Annotated in this window: 22 protein-coding genes and 1 tRNA gene; 10 read left to right on the top strand and 13 right to left on the bottom strand. The window is 32.4% G+C overall.

What is annotated here, in order from left to right; all coding sequences use genetic code 11:
- Window positions 1–11: 11 nt before the first annotated feature.
- Together Q4487_RS07310 and Q4487_RS07305 are read right to left on the bottom strand one after the other, a co-directional pair.
- Complete coding sequence (locus tag Q4487_RS07310) at window positions 12–1,355, bottom strand: cytochrome-c peroxidase (RefSeq protein ID WP_303540522.1); 1,344 nt, start codon at window positions 1,353–1,355, stop codon at window positions 12–14.
- 90 nt (window positions 1,356–1,445) lie between these two features.
- On the bottom strand, window positions 1,446–1,886 hold the full coding sequence (locus tag Q4487_RS07305) for a TIGR02281 family clan AA aspartic protease (RefSeq protein ID WP_303540524.1): 441 nt from the start codon (window positions 1,884–1,886) through the stop codon (window positions 1,446–1,448).
- A 108-nt stretch (window positions 1,887–1,994) separates the two neighbouring features.
- Here Q4487_RS07305 and Q4487_RS07300 point away from each other — a divergent pair, with 108 nt between their 5' ends.
- The 8 genes from Q4487_RS07300 to Q4487_RS07265 all read left to right on the top strand — a co-directional run bounded on the left by Q4487_RS07300 (window position 1,995) and on the right by Q4487_RS07265 (window position 7,152).
- Window positions 1,995–2,762: a TatD family hydrolase gene (locus Q4487_RS07300; RefSeq protein WP_303540526.1), complete on the top strand. Its 768-nt coding sequence runs from the start codon at window positions 1,995–1,997 to the stop codon at window positions 2,760–2,762.
- A 13-nt stretch (window positions 2,763–2,775) separates the two neighbouring features.
- Window positions 2,776–3,804 (top strand): asparaginase, encoded by a 1,029-nt coding sequence (locus Q4487_RS07295; RefSeq protein WP_303540528.1) that lies wholly within the window; start codon window positions 2,776–2,778, stop codon window positions 3,802–3,804.
- A gap of 67 nt (window positions 3,805–3,871) precedes the next feature.
- Window positions 3,872–3,959, top strand: a tRNA-Ser gene (locus Q4487_RS07290).
- A gap of 81 nt (window positions 3,960–4,040) precedes the next feature.
- Window positions 4,041–4,778: a MotA/TolQ/ExbB proton channel family protein gene (locus Q4487_RS07285; protein WP_100893931.1), complete on the top strand. Its 738-nt coding sequence runs from the start codon at window positions 4,041–4,043 to the stop codon at window positions 4,776–4,778.
- A 24-nt stretch (window positions 4,779–4,802) separates the two neighbouring features.
- Window positions 4,803–5,252: a hypothetical protein gene (locus Q4487_RS07280; RefSeq protein ID WP_100893930.1), complete on the top strand. Its 450-nt coding sequence runs from the start codon at window positions 4,803–4,805 to the stop codon at window positions 5,250–5,252.
- A gap of 12 nt (window positions 5,253–5,264) precedes the next feature.
- Window positions 5,265–5,891 carry a biopolymer transporter ExbD gene (locus tag Q4487_RS07275; RefSeq protein ID WP_303540533.1) on the top strand — a complete coding sequence of 209 codons (627 nt, stop codon included), beginning with the start codon at window positions 5,265–5,267 and terminating at the stop codon, window positions 5,889–5,891.
- Between the two features lie 17 nt (window positions 5,892–5,908).
- Window positions 5,909–6,391, top strand: coding sequence for a biopolymer transporter ExbD (locus Q4487_RS07270; RefSeq protein WP_303540535.1), 483 nt, complete (start codon window positions 5,909–5,911; stop codon window positions 6,389–6,391).
- Between the two features lie 86 nt (window positions 6,392–6,477).
- A complete protein-coding gene (locus Q4487_RS07265; protein ID WP_303540537.1) occupies window positions 6,478–7,152 on the top strand; it encodes a porin family protein in 675 nt (224 codons plus the stop codon).
- Here Q4487_RS07265 and Q4487_RS07260 read toward each other — a convergent pair.
- From Q4487_RS07260 to rplM, 11 genes are all read right to left on the bottom strand, one after another.
- A complete protein-coding gene (locus Q4487_RS07260; protein WP_303540539.1) occupies window positions 7,147–7,629 on the bottom strand; it encodes a hypothetical protein in 483 nt (160 codons plus the stop codon). The genes Q4487_RS07265 and Q4487_RS07260 overlap by 6 nt on opposite strands.
- A 122-nt stretch (window positions 7,630–7,751) precedes the next feature.
- Complete coding sequence (gene rpoN / locus Q4487_RS07255; protein WP_100893925.1) at window positions 7,752–9,203, bottom strand: RNA polymerase factor sigma-54; 1,452 nt, start codon at window positions 9,201–9,203, stop codon at window positions 7,752–7,754.
- 37 nt (window positions 9,204–9,240) lie between these two features.
- Window positions 9,241–10,674 (bottom strand): asparagine--tRNA ligase, encoded by a 1,434-nt coding sequence (gene asnS, locus Q4487_RS07250; protein ID WP_303540542.1) that lies wholly within the window; start codon window positions 10,672–10,674, stop codon window positions 9,241–9,243.
- A 68-nt stretch (window positions 10,675–10,742) separates the two neighbouring features.
- Complete coding sequence (locus Q4487_RS07245; RefSeq protein ID WP_303540544.1) at window positions 10,743–13,160, bottom strand: RND family transporter; 2,418 nt, start codon at window positions 13,158–13,160, stop codon at window positions 10,743–10,745.
- A gap of 89 nt (window positions 13,161–13,249) precedes the next feature.
- Window positions 13,250–13,648, bottom strand: a complete 399-nt coding sequence (locus tag Q4487_RS07240) for a hypothetical protein (RefSeq protein ID WP_303540546.1) — start codon at window positions 13,646–13,648, stop codon at window positions 13,250–13,252.
- Between the two features lie 11 nt (window positions 13,649–13,659).
- Window positions 13,660–14,217, bottom strand: coding sequence for a ribosome recycling factor (frr, locus tag Q4487_RS07235; RefSeq protein ID WP_100893921.1), 558 nt, complete (start codon window positions 14,215–14,217; stop codon window positions 13,660–13,662).
- Window positions 14,218–14,258: 41 nt separating this feature from the next.
- Window positions 14,259–14,966, bottom strand: coding sequence for a UMP kinase (pyrH, locus tag Q4487_RS07230; RefSeq protein ID WP_100893920.1), 708 nt, complete (start codon window positions 14,964–14,966; stop codon window positions 14,259–14,261).
- Between the two features lie 172 nt (window positions 14,967–15,138).
- The gene (tsf, locus tag Q4487_RS07225) at window positions 15,139–16,104 is read right to left on the bottom strand and encodes a translation elongation factor Ts (protein ID WP_303540549.1); all 966 of its coding nucleotides are present in this window, start codon (window positions 16,102–16,104) and stop codon (window positions 15,139–15,141) included.
- A 96-nt stretch (window positions 16,105–16,200) separates the two neighbouring features.
- Window positions 16,201–17,232, bottom strand: coding sequence for a 30S ribosomal protein S2 (gene rpsB, locus Q4487_RS07220; RefSeq protein ID WP_100893918.1), 1,032 nt, complete (start codon window positions 17,230–17,232; stop codon window positions 16,201–16,203).
- 254 nt (window positions 17,233–17,486) lie between these two features.
- Window positions 17,487–17,873 (bottom strand): 30S ribosomal protein S9, encoded by a 387-nt coding sequence (gene rpsI, locus Q4487_RS07215; protein WP_100893917.1) that lies wholly within the window; start codon window positions 17,871–17,873, stop codon window positions 17,487–17,489.
- Complete coding sequence (rplM, locus tag Q4487_RS07210; RefSeq protein ID WP_100893916.1) at window positions 17,873–18,325, bottom strand: 50S ribosomal protein L13; 453 nt, start codon at window positions 18,323–18,325, stop codon at window positions 17,873–17,875. The genes rpsI and rplM overlap by 1 nt, the downstream gene beginning before the upstream one ends.
- Window positions 18,326–18,566: 241 nt before the next feature.
- Between rplM and Q4487_RS07205 the strand changes: the two genes are divergently transcribed.
- Both Q4487_RS07205 and Q4487_RS07200 read left to right on the top strand, forming a co-directional pair.
- Window positions 18,567–21,191 carry a DUF5916 domain-containing protein gene (locus tag Q4487_RS07205; RefSeq protein ID WP_303540554.1) on the top strand — a complete coding sequence of 875 codons (2,625 nt, stop codon included), beginning with the start codon at window positions 18,567–18,569 and terminating at the stop codon, window positions 21,189–21,191.
- Window positions 21,192–21,262: 71 nt separating this feature from the next.
- Entirely contained in the window at window positions 21,263–21,748 is a 486-nt protein-coding gene (locus Q4487_RS07200; RefSeq protein WP_303540556.1) for a lipocalin family protein, read from the top strand.
- Window positions 21,749–21,784 lie beyond the last annotated feature (36 nt).

The raw sequence follows: 21,784 nt of genomic DNA, 5'->3' as shown, positions 1-21,784 counted from the left end.
GAATTGCTTTGCTAGTTGCAATTCATATCTGTTTTAGATTCGCTGTCTGCATTAGGGAAGCAATTGCCAGACGGTAAACTTTCTGGTGTGTATCTGCTTAAATTAGTGTCGTATAATGCATTTTCTACAAAAGCTGTTAAATCATTAATTTCTTCTTCTGTTAAGTTTAGTGGAACAAAATCTGAAGCTAATTGATTTTGAGGTACATTGTTGTTTTCTGCTACAGCCTTGTTTTTGTATTCTATTACGTCTTTAATAGAAGTAAAACTTCCGCCGTGACCAAAGTTTGTTGCGTCTTTTAAGTTGTATAAAGATGGAATTTTAAATTTGTAATTATCCTCTTCCTTACCGGTAAATCCGCCTCTGCCTTTTTTTGTTGTTTCATCAATAATAATATGAGAGCTGTTAGGGTCTAAATCATTCATTCCTAATGCATAAAAACCTGTTTTGTTTAATCCTGGGCCAGAGTGGCATTTAAAACATTCAGCTTTTCCAAAGAATAAATTAGCTCCATTTATTTCTTTAGGAGATAAGGCTACTTCATTTCCTTTTAAAAACTCCTGAAAAGGAGCTTGGTTTGCAAGCACTGTTCTTTCGTAAGCGGCAATTGCTAAACCAGCATTTATTGTAGAATATCTATTTTCTTCGGGTACATTAGGAAAAGCAGCATCAAATAAGCTTTTGTAACCATTATTGTTTAAAAAATCTGTGTCTATAAGTAGTCTGTGAACACCTAAGCCGGCTATTGCTTGTATTTCAATACCTTCAAAACCAAGGTTATTTCTTTCTTTAGGGGTGTCTACTGTCCAGTTGCTTTCGGTTCCGGCATTTTCGCCTGTTCCTCCAAACTGACCATTCCATAACATTACTTTTTGGTAGGCAGTGTTTAAAATACTAGGAGATTTTATAGGTTGTACATCTAGGTCCTCTTCTAGGTAGTCTATAGACATATGTCTTGTTTCTCCTTTAGACCCATAACCAAAACCACCTTCGCCAATGCCTTGTAAGTTTCCGCTTTGAAAACCTGCCGCTGCATGGTGGCAACTAGCACAAGAATATGTATTAGCTCCAATTTCTTTTTTAGGGTTTAGTGCTAATCCTGTTTCGTGAAAAAGAAATTTACCTAAAGCAACTTTTTCTGCTGTAAGCGGATTTTTTGGGTCGCTCGGTATTTTGCTTAAGTTGGTCTCTGCAGGTAATTGTAAAGCTTCTAAAGATCCGTAAAGAGAGGTTATTTTGTCTTCTAAAACACTAGTTTCTGCTTTTTGATAGTTGTCATCGTCATTAGAACAACTACTTGTAAATAAAATACCAACTACTAGTAAGCAGTATGTATTTATTTTTGATATTGACATGATTAGGATATTTGATAGGCAAAATTGAAAGTTTGCTAAAAACTATCATTAAAAAATCGGTACAATACGTATATATAAGGTAAGTGTTAATTATAACTTAAAATAAACACATTTTTTATTGTAGTCAATAATTGCTTTAGTCTTTTTTAATATATCTGCTCCTATAATACCGTCTACAGGTAATGCGTTGTGGTTAATAAGGGCTTGGTTAACGTGTACCAAATCAAACAAGACAATTTTTAATTTTTTATATTTCCAATTCCCAATTTTTATGGTGTTTTTAGTTGAAATCTGAGTGTCCATTTCTGTTGCGCCAGCACCAGCAGCTTTTATTTCAGAATCTTCAGGTGTTAGTTTGAAGTTTTCAATTTTATCTATGCCTATGCAGGTGTTAGATGCTCCTGTGTCTAAAATAAATCTGCCTGAAACGTTATTTATTTTTGCTTTTATTTCAAAATGATTAGTAGGTGTAAGTGTTAAATTAATTTTAGTGTAATCTTTATGAAGCAAGAATTTTTTTAAACTAGACATGTATTTAATTTTTGTGCAAATATATATCAATCTTTAAAAGAGAAAGTAAAAACAAACTATATCAACCTAAAAACAATAAAATCTACTAGATAATTCTATTTTTGCGGTATGATATTTACAGATACACATACACATTTATATAGTGAAGCTTTTAATGAAGATAGGGAAGAAGCAATACAAAATGCAATTGATAAAGGCGTGGAACGATTTTTTATTCCTGCAATAGATTCTACATATACAGCATCTATGTTGTCACTGGAAGATGCTTACCCTGATAATGTTTTTTTAATGATGGGCTTGCATCCAACGCATGTAAAAGAAAACTACCATGTAGAGTTGTTGCATATTGAAGAAATGCTGGCGCAACGTAAGTTTTATGCCGTTGGAGAAATAGGAATAGATTTATTTTGGGATAAAACGTTTTTAAAAGAGCAGCAATACGCTTTTAAACATCAAATACAATTAGCAAAAAAGTACAAGTTGCCTATAGTTATTCATTGTAGAGATGCTTTTGATGAAGTTTTTGAAATTTTGGAAGAAGAAAAAGGCGATGATTTATATGGTATTTTTCATTGTTTTACAGGGACATTAGAACAAGCAAGACTAGCAATTTCTTATAATATGAAATTAGGTATTGGTGGAGTGGTGACTTTTAAAAATGGCAAAATTGATAAGTTTTTAAATGAAATTGATCTTAAGCACATTGTTTTAGAAACAGATGCCCCTTATTTGGCCCCTACACCATTTAGAGGAAAAAGAAATGAAAGTGCATACCTTATTAATGTTGCTAAAAAAATAGCAGACATATATAATAAGGATATAAAGGAAATAGCAGAGATAACTACTAAAAATTCTATAGACGTTTTTGGTGTTTAAAGTGATAGGTAAGATGGCAGATACTACAAAAATATTATTGGTATATACTGGTGGTACAATTGGTATGGTTAAGGATTATAAAACAGGAGCATTAAAGGCTTTTAATTTTAATAATCTAATGAAAAGTATACCAGAATTAAAACAGTTAGACTGTTCTGTGGATAGTGTTTCTTTTGATGAGCCTATAGATTCGTCTAATATGAATACTACGCACTGGGTAAAAATTGCAACAATTATAGAGGATAACTATGAGGCCTTTGATGGTTTTGTAATTTTGCATGGTAGCGATACTATGAGTTACACTGCTTCTGCATTAAGTTATATGTTAGAGCACTTAAGTAAGCCTGTAATATTAACTGGTTCTCAATTGCCAATTGGAGATTTGCGTACAGATGCTAAAGAAAATTTAATTACATCTATACAGGTGGCTGCATTACAAAAAAATAATAAGGCAGTAATACAGGAGGTTTGCTTGTATTTTGAGTATAAATTGTATAGAGGCAATAGAACAACAAAAATAAATGCTGAGCATTTTGAAGCCTTTGCATCTTTAAATTACCCAGAATTGGCAGAATCTGGAGTGCATTTAAAAGTGAACAAAGAGTACTTAAGGAAAAAGAAGCATCAAAAAGCATTAAAAGTGCATAAAAACTTAGATGACAATGTTGCTATTTTAAAATTATTCCCTGGTTTAAATAAAAATGTACTTAAAAGTGTGTTAAATATTCCTGATTTGAAAGGATTGGTTTTAGAGACTTATGGTGCAGGAAATGCTCCAACAGAGAAATGGCTGTTAGATGACTTAAAAAATGCAATAAAAAAAGGATTGTATATTGTTAATGTTACGCAGTGCTCTGGAGGTAGTGTTTTGCTGGGTCAGTATGAAACTAGTGAGGAATTACAAAGCTTGCAAATTATTAATGGTAAGGATATTACAACAGAGGCGGCTGTAACTAAGTTAATGTATTTATTAGGAACAGGAGTGTCTCCAAAGCTATTTAAAACACTTTTTGAAACTCCTTTGCGTGGAGAATTGCAATAAAAATAACATATTATATTTCTTTAACTAATATTTTTTTTGTTATTTGGACGCCGTTAAACTTATAAAGAGAGAGGTGGCCGAGTGGTCGAAGGCGCACGCCTGGAAAGTGTGTATACATCAAAAGTGTATCGAGGGTTCGAATCCCTTCCTCTCTGCAGATAAGTTTGCGTTTAATTTTATTATAACATTTTTTTTTTATCTTTAACCCTATTAACTAACTAAATTAAGTTTCGAAAATGAAAAGATTATCATCTATCCTAGCTGTAGCTGGGTTGTTTGTTTTTAGTACAAATACAGTAAATGCAGCTACATTATTACAAGATGCAGCGGAGAAAGAAGCGCCAAAAGGTTTTGTTCAAGTTTTAAAAGAACAATTTATTACTGGTGGACCTGCTTTTATGGGTATTGTACTTTTATGTTTAATTCTTGGTCTTGCAGTGGCAATTGAAAGAATTATCTATTTAAATATGGCAAGCACAAACACTGCTAAATTAAAGCAAAGAGTTGAAGACGCATTAGCATCTGGTGGTGTAGAAGCAGCTAAAGAAGTATGTAGAAACACAAAAGGACCTGTAGCATCTATTTTTTACCAAGGTTTAGATAGAGCTGGTGAAAGCGTAGAATCTGCTGAGAAAGCTGTTGTTGCTTACGGTGGTGTACAAATGGGACAGTTAGAGAAAAACGTTTCTTGGTTGTCTTTATTTATCGCTATTGCGCCAATGCTTGGTTTCATGGGTACAGTAATTGGTATGATCCAGGCCTTCCAAAAGATTGCAGCAGTTGGTAACTTAAGTGCATCTTTAATTGCAGGTGATATTCAGGTTGCATTATTAACAACTGTATTTGGTCTTGTTACTGCCATTATTCTTCAAATTTTTTACAACTACATCATTGCTAAAATTGATAGTATTGTAAATGATATGGAAGATTCATCAATCTCATTGATTGATATGTTGGTAGATCACAAAAAATAAGTCGGACCTTAATACAAAAGCATTATGCAAAAAATAATAAAAATAGCCTTAATTGTAATAGGCGTTATATCAGCTGTGCTATGGTATTTTTTACCATCAGGGGATTTTACTATTCCTGAGGTAGCAGCTGAGGCAGCAAACAGTAGTGCGATGAATATGATGTTTATGATTACTTACCTTTTATTAGGTGTAGCAGTAGTTGTAGCATTGGTTTATACACTAAAGAACTTGTTTTCTACTCCAGAAAACCTTAAAAAAGCTTTATTTGCTTTAGTTGGTTTTGCACTTGTAGTAATTATTTCGTATTTTATTTCAAACGGAGACGATTTAGATCCTCAGTTTTTAACAGATATGAATGCTACAACTAGTACAGTTAAAAACATTGGAACAGGTATTTATACTTTCTTAATTTTAGCAGTGATAGCTGTTGTTCTAATGATTGTACCAAGTGTAAAAAAACTAATTGGTAAATAAAAAATAATAATTATGGCAAGAAGAGGTGGAGCACCAGAAGTAAATGCCGGTTCTATGGCAGACATTGCTTTCTTACTCCTTATCTTTTTCTTAGTAACTACTACTATAGAAACAGATGCAGGTTTAGATCGTATGTTGCCTCCTAAAGAGCCGCCTAATGAAGAACAGGTAATAAAAAAGCAAAAGAATATTTTTACTGTGCAAATTGGTAAAGATGGTCAGTTGCTAGTAGAAGAGGATCTTATGGATCTTAAAAATTTAAAAGATGCAGCAATTGCTTTTTTAGATAACGGTGGAGCGGTAAAGGGAGATCCTGATTACTGTGATTACTGTGAAGGAGTAAGAAGTCCAGAGTCTTCTGATAACCCAATTAAAGCGGTTATATCGTTAAAGAACGATCGTGAAACTAAGTATTCTGTTTACATTACAGTACAGAATGAGCTAGTTGCAGCGTATAACGCTTTACGTAACAGAGCAGCTAAAAAACTTGGTTACAATATGTCTTTTACAGAAATGGAAGCGGCATACTCAAACCAAGAAACTCCAGATGAGACTAAAGAAAAGTTAAAGGTTAGAATCAAAAAGATTCAAGGTCTTTATCCGCAAATATTATCTGAAGCTGAAACGACAACAAATTAATATTAATACAAAGGAATATGTCAAAATTTAAAAAGAAAAAAGACGGAGAATTACCTCCAGTTTCTACGGCTTCTCTTCCGGATATTGTATTTATGCTTTTGTTTTTCTTTATGACGGTTACAGTGATGAAAGATAGCGAGCCAATGGTAGCAAACGAGTTGCCAAATGCTTCTGAAATCAAAAAGCTAGAAAAGAAAGACAGAGTAGTTTATATTTTTGTTGGTCAACCTACAGAAAAATATCAAAGTGCTTTTGGTAAACAGCCTAAGATACAGTTAAACGATAAGTTTGCTAATGTTTCTGAAGTAGGAGATTACGTTTTAGAAGAAATAGCTAAGAAGCCTCAAGAGGTTCAAAGTTCTATAACAACTGCTTTAAAAATAGATAAGAATGCCAATATGGGTATTGTTATGGATATTAAAGAAGAGTTGAGAAAAGTAAATGCTTTAAAAGTAAATTACACCACTTATGAAGGTGATGCTTTTAAAAATTTACAATAATTTAGATAGTTAAACTATTATATGCGCTTCAAATAGGTAAAACTATTTGAAGCGTTTTTTTTATACATTAACTTTTATTATTTGCTATGCGTTGTTTAAGTTTTTTATTATTTTTTGTTTTGCTAGGTAGTTCTGTATATGCGCAAAATAAAGAAGTAGATAGTCTTTATTTAGAGGATCAGTTCTATGTAGGTGTTACTTATAACACTTTTGCAGATAAGCCAGCTAATTTAGATCAACGTAACTTACCATATGGTTTACAACTTGGTTTTATTAAAGATTTACCTATTAATAAAAATAGAACAGTTGGCTTTGGGTTAGGTTTAGGCTATGCAGTAAATAATTACTATTCTAATTTAGTTGCTTCTAAACAGGATAATACTATTAGTTATGTTCTTGTTGATGATGATTTTGATTATACGCGTAGTAAAATAGAAACTCATTTGATAGAAATGCCTATAGAGTTTCGTTGGCGAAGATCTACACCTACTAAGTATAAGTTTTTTAGAATTTATGCAGGTGTAAAATTGGGTTATGTTTTTAGCGCTAAGTCTAAATTTGTTTCTGATGATTTAAAAGACGTATTTAAAAACACAGATGTATCTAACTTTAGATACGGACTACAATTTAACATTGGGTACAATACGTGGAATATACACGTTTATTACGGGTTAAATAGCTTGTTAGATAATGCCTATGTTGGTGATGAGCAATTAAATATGAAGCCAATACGAGTAGGTTTTAACTTTTATATATTATAGCCAATATTTAATGGTGATTAACTGTGAGGTTAATCCAATTACAAAACCAACAATTATTTCTAAAGTAGTATTTGTTTTTAAATAGAGTTTAGCTGTAGATACTAAACCTGTGCATAAAATAGTAATTGCAATTGCATAAATAATATTTATCTCAAAATGCACGCTAAGGCTTATTAAAAACATAAGTAAGCTTCCCATTCCTACGGCGTGTAAACTGCTCTTAAAACGAATAAAAAGTAACAATAGAGAGCTAAATATAGCAGCAAGCATACCTAGAAAGAAAAAGAAAAGTTCTGCACTGTAGTTGTTAGGTATAACTTTATAAACAACAAGTAGTAATAATCCTAAGCTAATATATAAAGGGTATTTGCGTTCTTTTATGGTTGGTAAACTGTAGGATGTGATTATACCTATACTCCTAAGTATAATATAGCACACTACAGGTACAATAACAGTTAAAATTAGAATAGGTAACATGTTACCTAAAAAATGATTTTGAGTATAATACTGTGGTGTTATTTTAAAATAGCAAATACAACCAATTATGGGAATAAATAAAGGGTGGAAAATAGAGGATATAATCTTGTAAAATCCCTTCATTAAATTTGTTTTCTTAACCTTGCTACAGGTATGTTTAATTGCTCCCTGTACTTTGCAACTGTACGGCGTGCAATAGGATATCCTTTTTCTTTTAGTATAGCAGCAAGTTTGTCATCTGTTAAAGGCTTTCTTTTTTCTTCTTCGCCAATAACATTTTCTAGTATTTTTTTAATCTCTTTAGTAGATACATCTTCGCCTTGTTCGTTTTTCATTGATTCAGAAAAGTATTCTTTTATCAATTTGGTTCCGTAAGGTGTGTCTACGTACTTACTGTTTGCTACTCTAGAGACTGTAGATACGTCCATACCAATAGTATCTGCAATATCTTTTAATATCATTGGTCTAAGTTTGCGCTCATCACCAGTTAAAAAATATTCTTCTTGGTAGTTCATAATAGCGCTCATTGTTACAAAGAGTGTTTGTTGTCTTTGTTTTATAGCGTCTATAAACCATTTTGCTGCATCTAACTTTTGTTTGATGAAGAAAACAGTGTCTTTTTGAGATTTAGATTTTGTTTTTGAGTTTTTATATCCTTCTAGCATATTGTTATACTGTCTAGATACGTGCAACTCAGGAGCATTTCTTCCGTTTAAAGTAAGTTCTAGTTCTCCTTCAGCAATTTTTATAGAAAAATCTGGTACAATATGCTCAATAGCTCTTGTGTTGCCAGCATACGATCCGCCCGGTTTTGGGTTTAGTTTTTCAATTTCTGAAATAGCACCTTTTAGTTCTTCTTCAGTAATGTTGTGCTTTTGTATTAGTTTTTTGTAATGTTTTTTTGTGAACTGATCAAAAGACTTTTGTAAAATCTGAATAGCTAATTCTATCTCTGGTGTTTGTTCCTTTCTAGATAATTGAATAATTAAACATTCTTCTAAAGATCTTGCAGCAACTCCAGGAGGGTCTAATTCTTGTACTAAATTTAAAACCTTTATTATGTCTTTTTCTTCGGCAAATACATTTTGTGTAAAAGCCAGGTCATCCATAATGTCTGTAATTGGCCTACGTATGTATCCGCTTTCATCTACACTTCCAATTAAAAACTCGGCTATAGACCAATCTTTATCGTCTAAGTAAACCGTATTTAACTGGGTCATTAAATATTGATGAAAAGAGGTTCCTGCTGCATAAGGAATACTCTTTTCATCATCATCTGCACTGTAATTATTTGCTTGTGTACGGTAATCTGGTACTTCATCATCAGAAAGATATTCATCTATATTAATATCTTCAGCTTCAATTTTTTCAGTATCATTATCGTACAAATCATCATATTCATCCTCTATAGAATCGGCTTCATCTTTACCGGTTTCTAAAGCAGGATTTTCTTCTAACTCTTGTTTTAAACGTTGTTCAAAAGCCTGAGTAGGAAGTTGAATTAACTTCATAAGTTGAATCTGTTGTGGAGACAACTTTTGAGATAACTTAAATTGTAGGTGTTGTTTAAGCATTAATGTTAATTCTTTTTATGATTTTGTTTGTTAATTATTAAAATTCAGCATTTTGAGGTGTTCTTGGAAAAGGAATTACATCTCTAATGTTACCCATTCCGGTAGCAAAAAGTACTAGACGTTCAAAACCAAGACCAAAACCACTGTGTACAGCACTACCATATTTACGTAGGTCTGTGTACCACCATAATTCTTTTTCGTCTATATCTAATGCTTTCATTTTTTCTAAAAGAACATCTAAACGTTCTTCTCTTTGTGAGCCACCAACTATTTCTCCAATACCAGGGAAAAGAATGTCCATTGCTCTTACTGTTTTTCCGTCTTCATTTAAACGCATATAAAATGCTTTTATTTTTGCAGGATAATCAAACAATATAACCGGACATTTAAAATGCTTTTCTACTAGAAAACGTTCGTGTTCACTTTGTAAATCTGCACCCCATTCATTAATTAAGTATTTAAACTTCTTCTTTTTGTTTGGTTTGCAGTTTCTTAAAATATCTATAGCCTCTGTGTAAGTTACTCTTTTGAAGTTATTTTCTGTGATAAATTTTAATTTTTCAATTAAAGGCATATCACTACGTTCTGCTGCAGGTTTAGATTTTTCTTCGTCTAATAAACGTTTTTCTAAAAACTCTAAATCGTCTTTACAGTTTTCTAATACATAAGATAATACACTTTTTATAAAATCTTCTGCTAGGTCCATATTAGCATCTAAATCGAAAAAAGCCATTTCAGGTTCTATCATCCAAAACTCTGCTAAATGTCTAGATGTGTTAGAGTTTTCTGCTCTAAATGTTGGTCCAAATGTATATACTTTACCAAGACCCATTGCATAAGTTTCTGCTTCTAATTGGCCAGATACCGTAAGGTTGGTTTCTTTACCAAAAAAATCTTCGCTGTAGTTTACGGTACCATCTTCATTTAAAGGTGGGTTTTTGCTATCTAAAGTAGATACTTTAAATATTTCTCCAGCTCCTTCTGCATCAGAACCAGTTATAATTGGTGTGTGCACGTGGTAAAATCCATTTTGCTGAAAGTATTGGTGTACAGCAAAAGATAATGCAGAGCGCATACGCATAACTGCAGAAAAAGTGTTTGTTCTTACACGTAAATGTGCTTTTTCTCTTAAAAATTCTAAAGTGTGTTTTTTAGGCTGAATTGGATAAGTCTCTGGGTCGGCACCACCGTGAATTTCTAAGGTAGAAACTTGTATTTCTACAGACTGTCCTTTTCCTTGACTTTCTACAAGTGTACCTTTTACTTTAATAGCAGCGCCAGTAGATACTTGTTTTAGTAAACTTTCGTCTAATTTTTCAAAATCTACAACACATTGAATGTTTTGTATAGTAGAACCATCATTTAAGGCAACAAATCTGTTGCTTCTAAATGTTTTTACCCAACCGCTAACGGTTACTTCTTGTAAAAGATGTTTTCCGGACAATAAATCCTTAATGCTGTTTGTGTTCATTATAAAATATACTTCTTATTTTAAGTGATAAAGATAACTTTTTTTAAATCGTCTTTAAAATACTCAAATTAGTTTTGATTATTGATTTGATTTTTTTTCTTGATTTTAACCTCGTCTTTAGGTAAAATATCTATTTGTGGTTTTTTTAGAACTTCTTTATTTGCAATACTACGTTCTAAAGAGAGTAGTAGTGACGGTAGTAATATTAAGTTTGCTAACATAGCAAATAGTAACGTTGCAGATACTAATGCACCTAATGCAACTGTGCCTCCAAAGTTAGAAATTACAAAGACTGAAAAGCCAAAAAATAGAACAATAGAGGTGTAAAACATACTAACTCCTGTTTCTCTTAATGCGGCATAAACAGATTTTTTAATTGCCCATTTGTTAACCACTAGTTCTTGCCTATACTTAGCTAAAAAGTGAATTGTATCATCTACAGAAATACCAAAAGCAATACTAAATACTAAAATTGTAGATGGTTTTATTGGTACGCCTACAAAGCCCATTACACCTGCGGTAATAATTAACGGTAGTAAGTTTGGTATTAGTGATATAATAATCATTCTAAAAGACCTAAACAAATAAGCCATAAAAAGGGCTATAAGTGCAATGGCTAGTGCAAGAGAAAGCACTAAATTGTTAACTAGGTACTTTGTTCCTTTTAAAAATAAAAGAGCCTTACCTGTTAAAAATGTATTGTATCTTTCTTTAGGAAATATTTTGTCTAAATTCTCTTGCAGTCTACTCTCTATATCCTGCATGCGCTCTGTATCTACATCTCTCATAAATGTTGTAATACGTGCGGTTTGTCCTGTAGAATCTACAAAACTTTCTAGTAAATTACCATTGCTTTGAGAATTACGAGCCACATCCATAATAAAATTATTCTCTTGTGTGGTTGGTAGTTGGTAGTATTTAGGAATTCCGTTGTAAAATGCTTGCTTAGAATATTTCACAAGATTAACTACAGATATTGGGTGAGAAAGCTCTGGAATTTCTTCAATTACTTCACCAAATTTATCCATTCTTTTTAAAGTAGCTGGTTTTAAGACTCCATTTTTTCTTTTGGTGTCTATTACAACTTCAACAGGCATTATGCCTTTAAATTCTTTTTCAAAAAACCGTATGTCTTTAAAAAACTCAGCCTTTTTTGGCATATCTTCAATAGGGCTTCCGGAAATATCTATTTGGTAAATACCAATGATGCTAATTGTTAATAGTAGAACAGAAACAATATAAACAGATATTCTTTTGTTTCTAACAATGTTTTCCATCCAGCTGACAAAAGTATCAATCCACTTTGTGTTTAAGTGTTTTAAGTGTTTGTCTTTTGGCATTGGTAAAAAGCTGTAAACAATTGGTATAATTAATAGTGATAAAATAAAAATGCCAATAATGTTTATAGATGCTACAATACCAAACTCTTTAAGTAGTTGACTATCTGTAATAATAAAAGTAGCAAAACCAGATGCTGTTGTAATGTTAGTCATTAACGTAGCATTACCAATTTTAGAAATTACACGCTGTAAAGACAGTGCTTTGTTTCCGTGTTTTTTAACTTCTTGTTGGTATTTGTTTATTAAAAAGATACAATTTGGTATCCCTATTACAATTATTAATGGTGGTATTAGAGCTGTAAGTACTGTAATTTCATACTGTAAAAGACCTAGAATACCAAAGGCCCACATTACGCCAATAATTACTACGCACATAGATATAAACGTGGCTCTAAAACTCCTAAAAAAGAAAAAGAATATTAAAGACGTTACGCCAAGTGCAGCAAGTATAAACTTGTTTATTTCGTCTATAATATTTTTAGAATTCATTGTGCGTATATATGGCATTCCAGATATATGCAAATTCATTTCTGTTTCTTTTTCAAATGTATCTGTAAGGTGTTTAAAGTCTTTTAATATAAAATCTTTACGTACAGATGTATTTACAATGTCTTTATCTAAATACACTAAAGTTCTAATAGTGCCTGTTTCTTTATTGTAAAGTAGGTTCTCGTAAAACGGCATATTGTTAAATAAATGCTGTTTTAGACTATCTATTTCTTTGGTGGTTCTTGGTTTAGACTTTATAAAGTTTTGAAGTATAAATTTTTGCCCGTCTTCAGTTTTTACAAGCTCTTTAAGGTTGTCTGTAGATAAAACAAAATCAACCTCCGGAAAAGCATCTAGCTGTTTGCTAAGCTTATTCCATCTGTTAAATTTTTCAGGAGTATAAAGTGTACTGTCTTTTGCAGCAATAGCAATAACATTACCTTCTTCGCCAAATAACTTTAAAAACGACTGATATTTAATATTAACCGGATGATGATCTGGTAATAAATTAGCTTCTGAGTTAGAAAACTTCATGTTTTTCCATTGAAAACCTAGAAAAACGGTGAAAGCTATTATTAGTAGTATAATGAGAATTCTATTTCTTAGAATTATCCGAGCAGTTTTTGCCCAAAAACCTTGCGTAATCTTTGCAACCATTATATGTAATTAAGGTGCGCAAAGGTAAAGAAGTATTATTAGTGTTCCCAAGAAATGGGCTTTAAATACGTGTTAATAGTAAATAAAACTTAATCTTCTATTTTGATTTTGTGTTGTTTGCAGAAATCTATAAGTTCTGCGGCAGTGGTACTTTGTTTAGAAACTTCTAGGTCTCTGTGTTTTTTGTTGCTTAGTTGAAACCTGTAATAGGTTATGCTAAATATTTTAATTGTTTTGAGTTGTGCAATCTCGCTTAGGTTATATGTTTCTTTATAAGATTTTTTTGTAAACATATAAATTGCATAACTTATTGATGCAATTAAGAGGGCTATGGAGAGGTAGAAGAGTAAGTTGCTCTGGTTGTTAATAATATTTAAACTGGAGCTTAGTATAATAAGTACAGAGAAGACTTTGCCGTTACTTTTTTGACTTTTTATATTGTCAATAATTTCAACTTTGTTTAAATCTTCTCTGTAGTTAATTTTCATTAAAAAATAAATTAAACCTTCATTATTTCGGCTTCTTTAGTCACCAATAATGAATCTATTTTTTTTGTGAATTCATTCGTAAGTTCTTGTACATCTGCTTCAGCATTCTTTTTTAAGTCTTCAGATGCATTTTCAAGAGCTTTTATTTCTTTATTGGCTTCTTGTCTAGCGTTTCTTATACCTACTTTGGCATCGTCAGCTTCACCTTTTGCTTGTTTTGCTAAATCTTTTCTTCTTTCCTCTGTTAGTGGCGGTACGTTAATAATAACAAAATCACCATTGTTCATAGGGTTAAAGCCAAGATTAGAGTTCATTATGGCTTTTTCTATTTCGTGAAGCATATTTTTTTCCCAAGGCTGAACAGATATTGTTCTTGCATCTGGAGTGTTTACATTAGCTACTTGAGAAAGAGGAGTGGATGAGCCATAGTAGTCTACCATTACGCTAGATAGCATAACAGGACTAGCTTTACCAGCTCTAATTTTAATAAATGCTTTTTCTAAATGGTCTATTGTGCCATTCATACTCTCTTTAGTACTGTCTAATATAAAATTAATTTCTTCGTTCATCGTGTTAATATTTAATCTTGGTTCAGCATTAACTGTACCACTTATAGATTTACTTCTGTTCCTATATTTTCTCCTGATAGTAATTTTAATAAATTACCTTTTGTATTCATATCAAAAACAACAATTGGTAATTCATTTTCCTGACTCAAAGTAAAGGCTGTTGTGTCCATTACTTTTAAACCTTTATTTAGTACATCCTGAAAAGATATTTTGTCAAACTTAGTTGCGTTTTTGTCTTTTTCAGGGTCAGATGTATAAATACCGTCTACTCTTGTACCTTTTAATATTACGTCTGCTTCAATTTCTATTGCTCGTAATACTGCGGCAGAATCTGTAGTAAAGTACGGGTTACCTGTTCCTCCGCCAAAAATTACTACACGTCCTTTTTCTAAATGTCTCATAGCTTTTCTTCTAATAAAAGGCTCAGCTACTTCATTTATTTTAATGGCAGTTTGTAATCTTGTTTGTACACCAGCGTCTTCTAAAGCACTTTGTAGTGCTAAGCCGTTAATTACAGTGGCTAGCATACCCATATGATCACCTTGTACACGGTCCATACCGTTACTTGCTCCTGCAACACCTCTAAAAATGTTACCGCCACCAATAACTATTGCTACTTGAATACCTTTGTCTGTTACCTCTTTTATTTCTTTAGCATATTCCGCAAGTCTAATTGGGTCTATTCCGTATTGTCTAGAACCCATTAAGGCTTCTCCACTTAGTTTTAAAAGTATTCTTTTGTATTGCATTTTCTGGTGTTGTTTATGGTTAGCAAAAATAATGAAAAAAATGAACGGTAAAGTATGTCTTATATTTAATTCTAATATTTTGTTGTATTAGTATCCGTTTATTTAAATAAAAAAGCCGTTTTCTAAAAATAGAAAACGGCTTTACTTATAACTTTAAAAGTTTTGTGTCTTATTATCCAAGAGCAACTCTTTTAAAAGATGTTACAGTAACATCGCCGTAAGAAGAAACGTAAGATGCTACGCTAATTTTTTCATCTTTAATAAAGTTTTGGTCTAATAAACATTGCTCTTGATCTAGAGTAGTGTTATCAGATACAAATCTTTCCATTTTACCTGGTAAAATTTTATCCCAAATTTGCTCTGGCTTACCTTCTGCTTTAAGTTGTGCTTTAGCATCTTCTTCTGCAGTAGCCATAACTTCTGGAGTTAATTGAGCCATAGAAATATACTGAGGTACGTTTTTAAGAGTTTTTCCTAAACGACCTAACTCAATATTATCTTTTTCAATAACAGCAATTCTTGCTTCAGTTTCTGATGCTACATATGCAGGATCAAAATCTTTGTAAGATAATGTAGTTGCACCCATAGATGCAATCTGCATAGCAACGTCTTTACCTAGAGTTTCTATGTTTTCTACTTTTGCAGAAAAACCAACAACAGCAGCAAGTTTGTTAATGTGAACGTAAGAACCAACGTAAGGAGCCTCTACAGTCTCAAAAGCGTTAATTTCTAATTTTTCACCAATAACACCAGTTTGTTCAACTAGTTTTTCAGCAACAGTCATTCCTCCAAAATCAGCAGCTAAAAACTCTTCTTTAGAGTTGTAGTTTAATGCTAATTCTCCTAATTGGTTTGCAAGAGCTAAAAAGTTATCGTTTTTACCAACAAAGTCAGTTTCACAACCTAATACAATTGCAACACCTTTGTTAGCTTCTGCGTTAACTTTAGCAACAGCAGCACCTTCGCTAGAGTCACGATCTGCTCTTTTTTCTGCTACTTTTTGACCTTTTTTACGTAATACGTCAATTGCTTTGTCAAAATCACCTTCAGCTTCAACTAATGCTTTTTTGCAGTCCATCATTCCTGCGCCAGTAGCTTTTCTTAGTTTATTTACTTCTGCAGCTGTAATTTTTGCCATCTTATTTATGTTTTAATATTGCTCTAAATAAATATTATTTTTTTAGAACGATGTTAAATTAATATTTTGTTTTATTTATATAAAAGGTTGTTTAGATTACTCTATACCACCTTTAGTATTGTCTTGCCATACTTTTAACTCGTCCCATTTACCATCTGCAGCCATTTTAGCTTGCTTTGGCCAAGAACCAGGATTTTTAGATGCAAAACTAGAACCAGCAGCAGTTAAGATAGCGCTTAAATCTTCAACAGATTTTGCGGCTAAATCTGCATAAGTTTTAATTCCTTCGTTTTGGAAAATTTCAGCTATTTTAGGTCCAATTCCTTCTACTTTAGTTAAGTCATCTGCAGAAGTTGTAGCCTCAGCTTTTGGAGCTGGTGCAGCTTTTGCTTTTGGAGCAGCAGCTTCTTTACCTTCTTTTTCAGCTTGCTTATCAGACTTACGATCTGCTAAACCTTCAATAATTGCGTCAGAAACATGTGTTAATACAGCTTCAATAGATTTAGATGCATCATCGTTAGATGGGATAATGTAATCTATTGGTCTTGGATCAGAGTTTGTATCTACCATTGCAAAAATAGGAATGTTTAATTTTAAAGCTTCCTTAACTGCAATGTGCTCTCTCATTGTATCTACAATAAATAAAGCTCCTGGTAAACGTGTCATATCAGAGATAGAACCTAAGTTTTTCTCTAATTTAGCTCTTAAACGATCTACTTGTAAACGTTCTTTTTTAGATAAAGTTAAAAAAGTACCATCTTTTTTCATTCTATCAATAGAAGCCATTTTTTTAACAGCTTTACGAATAGTTACAAAGTTAGTTAGCATACCACCTGGCCATCTTTCTGTGATGTAAGGCATATTTGCTTTCCCTGCTTTGTCTGCAACGATGTCTTTTGCTTGTTTTTTGGTAGCTACAAAAAGTATTTTTCTACCTGATGCTGCTATCTTTTTTAAAGCTTCATTAGCTTCATCAATTTTTGCAGCAGTTTTGTATAAGTTAATAACGTGTATTCCGTTACGCTCCATATAAATGTATGGTGCCATATTCGGGTTCCACTTTCTTGTAAGGTGTCCAAAGTGTACACCTGCTTCTAATAAGTCTTTTACTTCAATTTTGTTTGCCATTTTTTTTGTAATAGTTTACGTTCCGTTTTACTTAGCAATGCTAAAGTAGTGCGTATGCAGTCTTTAACATTTAGATGCTAAACTAGTGTTATTCATATGGTGATAAATAACAACGACAACTTGTTTTAATTTATGCTTTAGATTTTTTCTAAAGACTTCTCAATGAACTTGTTTTGTTGGTGATGTTCCAACGATATAAAATATCAGATAAAATCTGATGTAAAAAAACCGGAACAAAGTTCCGGAATATATTCTTAACGCTTAGAGAATTGAAATTTCTTACGGGCTTTCTTCTGACCGAATTTCTTACGCTCTACCATTCTTGGATCTCTAGTTAAAAGACCTTCTGGTTTTAATACTAATCTGTTTTCAGCATCAACCTCACACATTGCTCTAGAAAGAGCTAGTCTAATAGCTTCTGCTTGTCCAGTGATACCTCCTCCGTAAACATTTACTTTTACGTCAAAGTTTTCTTCATTGCTAGTTAAAGCAAATGGTTGTTTCACTTTGTACTGTAAAGTAGCAGTAGGGAAATATTCATTTAAATCTTTTTTGTTGATTGTAATGTTACCTTTTCCTTCAGAAACATATACACGTGCAACAGCAGTTTTACGTCTGCCTATCTTATGAATTACCTCCATTATAAGTCCTTTAAGTTTATTGCTTTTGGTTTTTGTGCCTCTTGGTTGTGCTCAGAACCTACGTAAACTTTTAAGTTACGAAAAAGCTCAGCGCCCAATCTATTTTTTGGCAACATACCTTTTATTGATTTTTCCACTACACGTGCTGGGTTTTTCTCCAACATTTCAATAGCTGTCTGAGACCTTTGTCCACCAGGGTAACCTGTGTGTCTAATATAAGTCTTAGTTTGCCATTTGTTACCGCTAAGAGTAACTTTCTCTGCATTGATAACAATTACGTTATCCCCACAGTCCACATGTGGTGTAAAATTAGGTTTGTTCTTTCCTCTTAAGATTTTTGCAACCTTAGAAGCAAGACGACCCAACGTTTCTCCTTCAGCATCAACCAATAACCACTCCTTAGAAACGGTTGCTTTATTGGCTGAAATTGTCTTGTAGCTTAATGTATCCACACTAATATATTTTTATTATTTACTTAATCCCGATAAACGGGGTGCAAATGTACAATTATTTACTTGAAATACAAATGCTTATTTCCGTTTATTTTTATTGTTTTTTCTAAATGCTATTGTTTTCTTGATTTGCGAAGCTTTAATTTTTTTGATTTTAACAAAAATTTGTCATTTTTAATTATAAATCTGTAACAGGAGTCTTATTTTTACAACTTCTTTTAAAAAATAACCAAAACCACTAATGTTTAAATTTAACATAACAAGTGCTCTAGTATTTTTAACTACTGCGCTTTTTTCTCAAGAAAGTGCAAATATACAAGTTCCAAAGAGGGTGTACACTACAAATAGTGTAGAAAATAAAAAATCGCCTGTAATTGATGGTCATTTAACAGATGATGCTTGGAATAACTCCGAGTGGCAAGGAGATTTTGTAGAATGGAGGCCAGATGAAAACACATCTCCTACGCAGCCCACTAAATTTAAAATTGTGTATGATGACAAATTTCTTTACATAGCTTTTAAATGTTATGATGCTGATTTGGATAAGATTGAAAAACGTTTATCAAGGAGAGATGGTTTTCAGGGAGATTGGGTAGAAGTAAATATAGATAGTTATAATGATAAAAGAACCGCTTTTTCTTTTACGTTTACGGTTGCAGGTGTTAAAGGTGATGAGTTTATATCTGAAAACGGAAGTAGTTGGGATAGTAGTTGGAATCCTATTTGGTACGGCAGCTCTAAAATTGATGAAGAGGGGTGGACAGCAGAATTAAAAATACCTTTTAGTCAGTTAAAGTTTGGAGATGCAGAAGAACAAGTATGGGGTTTGCAAGTTAAACGTAGAATTTTTAGAGCTGAAGAAAGGTCTATTTGGCAACGTATTCCGTTAGAATCTTCTGGGTATGTGAGTGAGTTTGGTGAGCTTAGAGGTTTGTTAAACATAAAGCCACAAAAACAATTAGAGATTCAGCCTTTTGTAGTAAATCAATATGATAGTTATCCAAAAGAGGTTGGTAATCCGTATAGAGATGGCTCTGACTATAAATTAAATGGAGGTTTAGATGCTAAAATTGGTATTACAAATGATCTTACGTTAGATTTAACAGTAAATCCAGACTTTGGTCAGGTTGAAGCCGATCCTGGAGCAATAGCTTTAGATGGTTTTCAGATCTTTTTTAAAGAACAGCGTCCATTTTTTATAGAGAATAAGAATATTTTTGATTATGAGTTTGGTAGTGGTCAAGATAACTTATTTTACAGTAGGCGTATTGGTCGTAATCCACACGGCAGACCTGCTTTAGAGGATGGTGAGTTTGTAGATGTGCCAAAAAACACTACAATTTTAGGGGCTGCTAAGTTTTCGGGTAAAACTAAAAGCGGTTGGTCATTAGGGCTTTTAGAAAGTGTCACAGGTAAAATGTATGCAGAGATAGATGCTAATGGAGAAAAAAGAGATGAGCTTGTTGAGCCGCTTACAAATTATTTAGTTGCTAGAGCTCAAAAAGATTTTAATAATAGAAATTCATATGTTGGTGCAATTTTTACATCAACAAATAGAAGACTTGAAGATAATTTAGATTTTTTACGCAAGTCTGCAGTTTCTGCTGGGGTAGATTTTAAGCATAATTGGAAAAATAGAGAGTATTATATAGAAGGTAATTTTGTAGCTAGTTCTGTTAATGGTTCTAAAGAAGCTATTGCGCAAACACAAAAATCTATTGCGCATTTATTTAACAGGGTAGATGCTGGTCATGTAAAATTTGACGATTCAAGAACCTCTTTGTCGGGTACAGGTGGTAAACTGGAGTTTGGTAAAGCTGGTGGTGGAGATTGGAGATATGAGGGCGGTGTACTTTGGTATTCTCCGGAATTAGAATTAAATGATATAGGCTTTTTGCGACAGGCAGATAAGATTACACAGTTTGCAGAAGTGCAGCGTTTGTTTTTAAAACCTACAGATTTTTACAGAAACATACGTTTGCAATTAGGGCAGTACTCTACGTTTGATTTTGATGGCAATTATAATAGAATGTCATACCAGTTTAATGGTAATATAAGTTATAAAAATAATTGGTGGACAGAGGTAGAGGCTACTTATGATCCTGTTTTTTATAGCAATGCAAACTTGCGTGGTGGTCCAAGATGGCGTTTTGCAGAACAGGGTGGTTTTGCGTTGTTTGCAGGTTCAGATAATAGAAGAAAATTTTATGCTACTGTTGGTTATGTTGGTAATAAAGGTGCAGAGGATACATTTAAATATAATAGGTATGTGTTTAGGTTTACATACCAGCCGATAGATGCTTTTAGTTTGTCTATGGATAATGAGTTTTCTACAGAAAATAGTAAAACACAATACATAACTAAGCGAGAAACAAGTGATGAGACTAGGTATATTTTAGGAGAAATAGATCAGAACACATTTAGTAGTTCTATACGTTTAAATTATAACTTAAATCCTAATTTAAGTTTACAATATTATGGTCAGCCTTTCATTTCTAGAGGTAGATATTCTAATTTTAATTATGTTAATAATCCCGTTGCTGGTAGTATTGATAATAGAGTAATACTGTTTAATGAAAATCAAATAACGGAAAATAATGGTGTTTATTTAATTGATGAAGATGTAGATTCTAATACAGATTATGAATTTGGAGATCCAGATTTTTCATTTGTACAATTTAGGTCTAATTTAGTGTTGCGCTGGGAGTATATACCAGGGTCCGAAATATTTTTAGTTTGGTCTCAAGGACTTACTGGTAATGTTAATCCTGATGATGCTTTAGGTAGAAGTTTAAATAGGCAGATTTTAGATCGTAAAAAGGATAATACAATTTTACTTAAGGCCACTTATAGGTTTATACTTTAAGTAAAAAACTGGTAGATATACTATTATGTGTTATTTTGCGTTTTTAAAAAGAAAACTAATCGACTAAAAAGATGATAAAAAAGAGTTTTATAGTAATGGCTGCTGTATGTATGTTTGGAAGTTCTTGTTCTACGGATAGTGATAAAGAAATTTTTTCAGAGAACAGCTTGGTGGGTACTTGGGTAATTTCTGATTTTACAAGGGAAGAATCCTCAGAAGTGAGTTTACCTCAAGAAATAGCAAAGAATCTTATAGATCAAGGTTGTAAAATAATTACATATACTTTTAATGCTGATGATACATTTGTTGGTAAGGATAAATTAAATTATTTTGTAATTGAATCTAATGGAGCGGGCATAGAAGTTGATTGTCCTGAAGAAACAGATACTTTAGTTGGTGCTTGGGATTTAGATGGCGACCAATTAACAATTACAGATCCTACAGGAGGAAAAACTGTTATTACGGTTGACTTAAATGGTAATACGCTAATTATTGCAGGGGAAGATATTGATGAAGGTAATTATGAAGGTTTAGATGTTGTTTTTACAAAAAACTAAAACCATTCTATTTAAAAAATAAAAAAGGACATTAGA

Source organism: Cellulophaga sp. 3_MG-2023 (assembly GCF_030546975.1).
Classification (GTDB): Bacteria; Bacteroidota; Bacteroidia; order Flavobacteriales; family Flavobacteriaceae; genus Cellulophaga.
This window is presented reverse-complemented; position numbering and strand designations above follow the sequence as displayed.

Bases quoted from the DNA above. Each gene is read 5' to 3' on its own strand.
- Q4487_RS07310 (WP_303540522.1), bottom strand. From the start codon at position 1,355: ATGTCAATATCAAAAATAAATACATACTGCTTACTAGTAGTTGGTATT.
- Q4487_RS07305 (WP_303540524.1), bottom strand. From the start codon at position 1,886: ATGTCTAGTTTAAAAAAATTCTTGCTTCATAAAGATTACACTAAAATT.
- Q4487_RS07300 (WP_303540526.1), top strand. From the start codon at position 1,995: ATGATATTTACAGATACACATACACATTTATATAGTGAAGCTTTTAAT.
- Q4487_RS07295 (WP_303540528.1), top strand. From the start codon at position 2,776: ATGGCAGATACTACAAAAATATTATTGGTATATACTGGTGGTACAATT.
- Q4487_RS07285 (WP_100893931.1), top strand. From the start codon at position 4,041: ATGAAAAGATTATCATCTATCCTAGCTGTAGCTGGGTTGTTTGTTTTT.
- Q4487_RS07280 (WP_100893930.1), top strand. From the start codon at position 4,803: ATGCAAAAAATAATAAAAATAGCCTTAATTGTAATAGGCGTTATATCA.
- Q4487_RS07275 (WP_303540533.1), top strand. From the start codon at position 5,265: ATGGCAAGAAGAGGTGGAGCACCAGAAGTAAATGCCGGTTCTATGGCA.
- Q4487_RS07270 (WP_303540535.1), top strand. From the start codon at position 5,909: ATGTCAAAATTTAAAAAGAAAAAAGACGGAGAATTACCTCCAGTTTCT.
- Q4487_RS07265 (WP_303540537.1), top strand. From the start codon at position 6,478: ATGCGTTGTTTAAGTTTTTTATTATTTTTTGTTTTGCTAGGTAGTTCT.
- Q4487_RS07260 (WP_303540539.1), bottom strand. From the start codon at position 7,629: ATGTTACCTATTCTAATTTTAACTGTTATTGTACCTGTAGTGTGCTAT.
- rpoN (WP_100893925.1), bottom strand. From the start codon at position 9,203: ATGCTTAAACAACACCTACAATTTAAGTTATCTCAAAAGTTGTCTCCA.
- asnS (WP_303540542.1), bottom strand. From the start codon at position 10,674: ATGAACACAAACAGCATTAAGGATTTATTGTCCGGAAAACATCTTTTA.
- Q4487_RS07245 (WP_303540544.1), bottom strand. From the start codon at position 13,160: ATGGTTGCAAAGATTACGCAAGGTTTTTGGGCAAAAACTGCTCGGATA.
- Q4487_RS07240 (WP_303540546.1), bottom strand. From the start codon at position 13,648: ATGAAAATTAACTACAGAGAAGATTTAAACAAAGTTGAAATTATTGAC.
- frr (WP_100893921.1), bottom strand. From the start codon at position 14,217: ATGAACGAAGAAATTAATTTTATATTAGACAGTACTAAAGAGAGTATG.
- pyrH (WP_100893920.1), bottom strand. From the start codon at position 14,966: ATGCAATACAAAAGAATACTTTTAAAACTAAGTGGAGAAGCCTTAATG.
- tsf (WP_303540549.1), bottom strand. From the start codon at position 16,104: ATGGCAAAAATTACAGCTGCAGAAGTAAATAAACTAAGAAAAGCTACT.
- rpsB (WP_100893918.1), bottom strand. From the start codon at position 17,232: ATGGCAAACAAAATTGAAGTAAAAGACTTATTAGAAGCAGGTGTACAC.
- rpsI (WP_100893917.1), bottom strand. From the start codon at position 17,873: ATGGAGGTAATTCATAAGATAGGCAGACGTAAAACTGCTGTTGCACGT.
- Q4487_RS07205 (WP_303540554.1), top strand. From the start codon at position 18,567: ATGTTTAAATTTAACATAACAAGTGCTCTAGTATTTTTAACTACTGCG.
- Q4487_RS07200 (WP_303540556.1), top strand. From the start codon at position 21,263: ATGATAAAAAAGAGTTTTATAGTAATGGCTGCTGTATGTATGTTTGGA.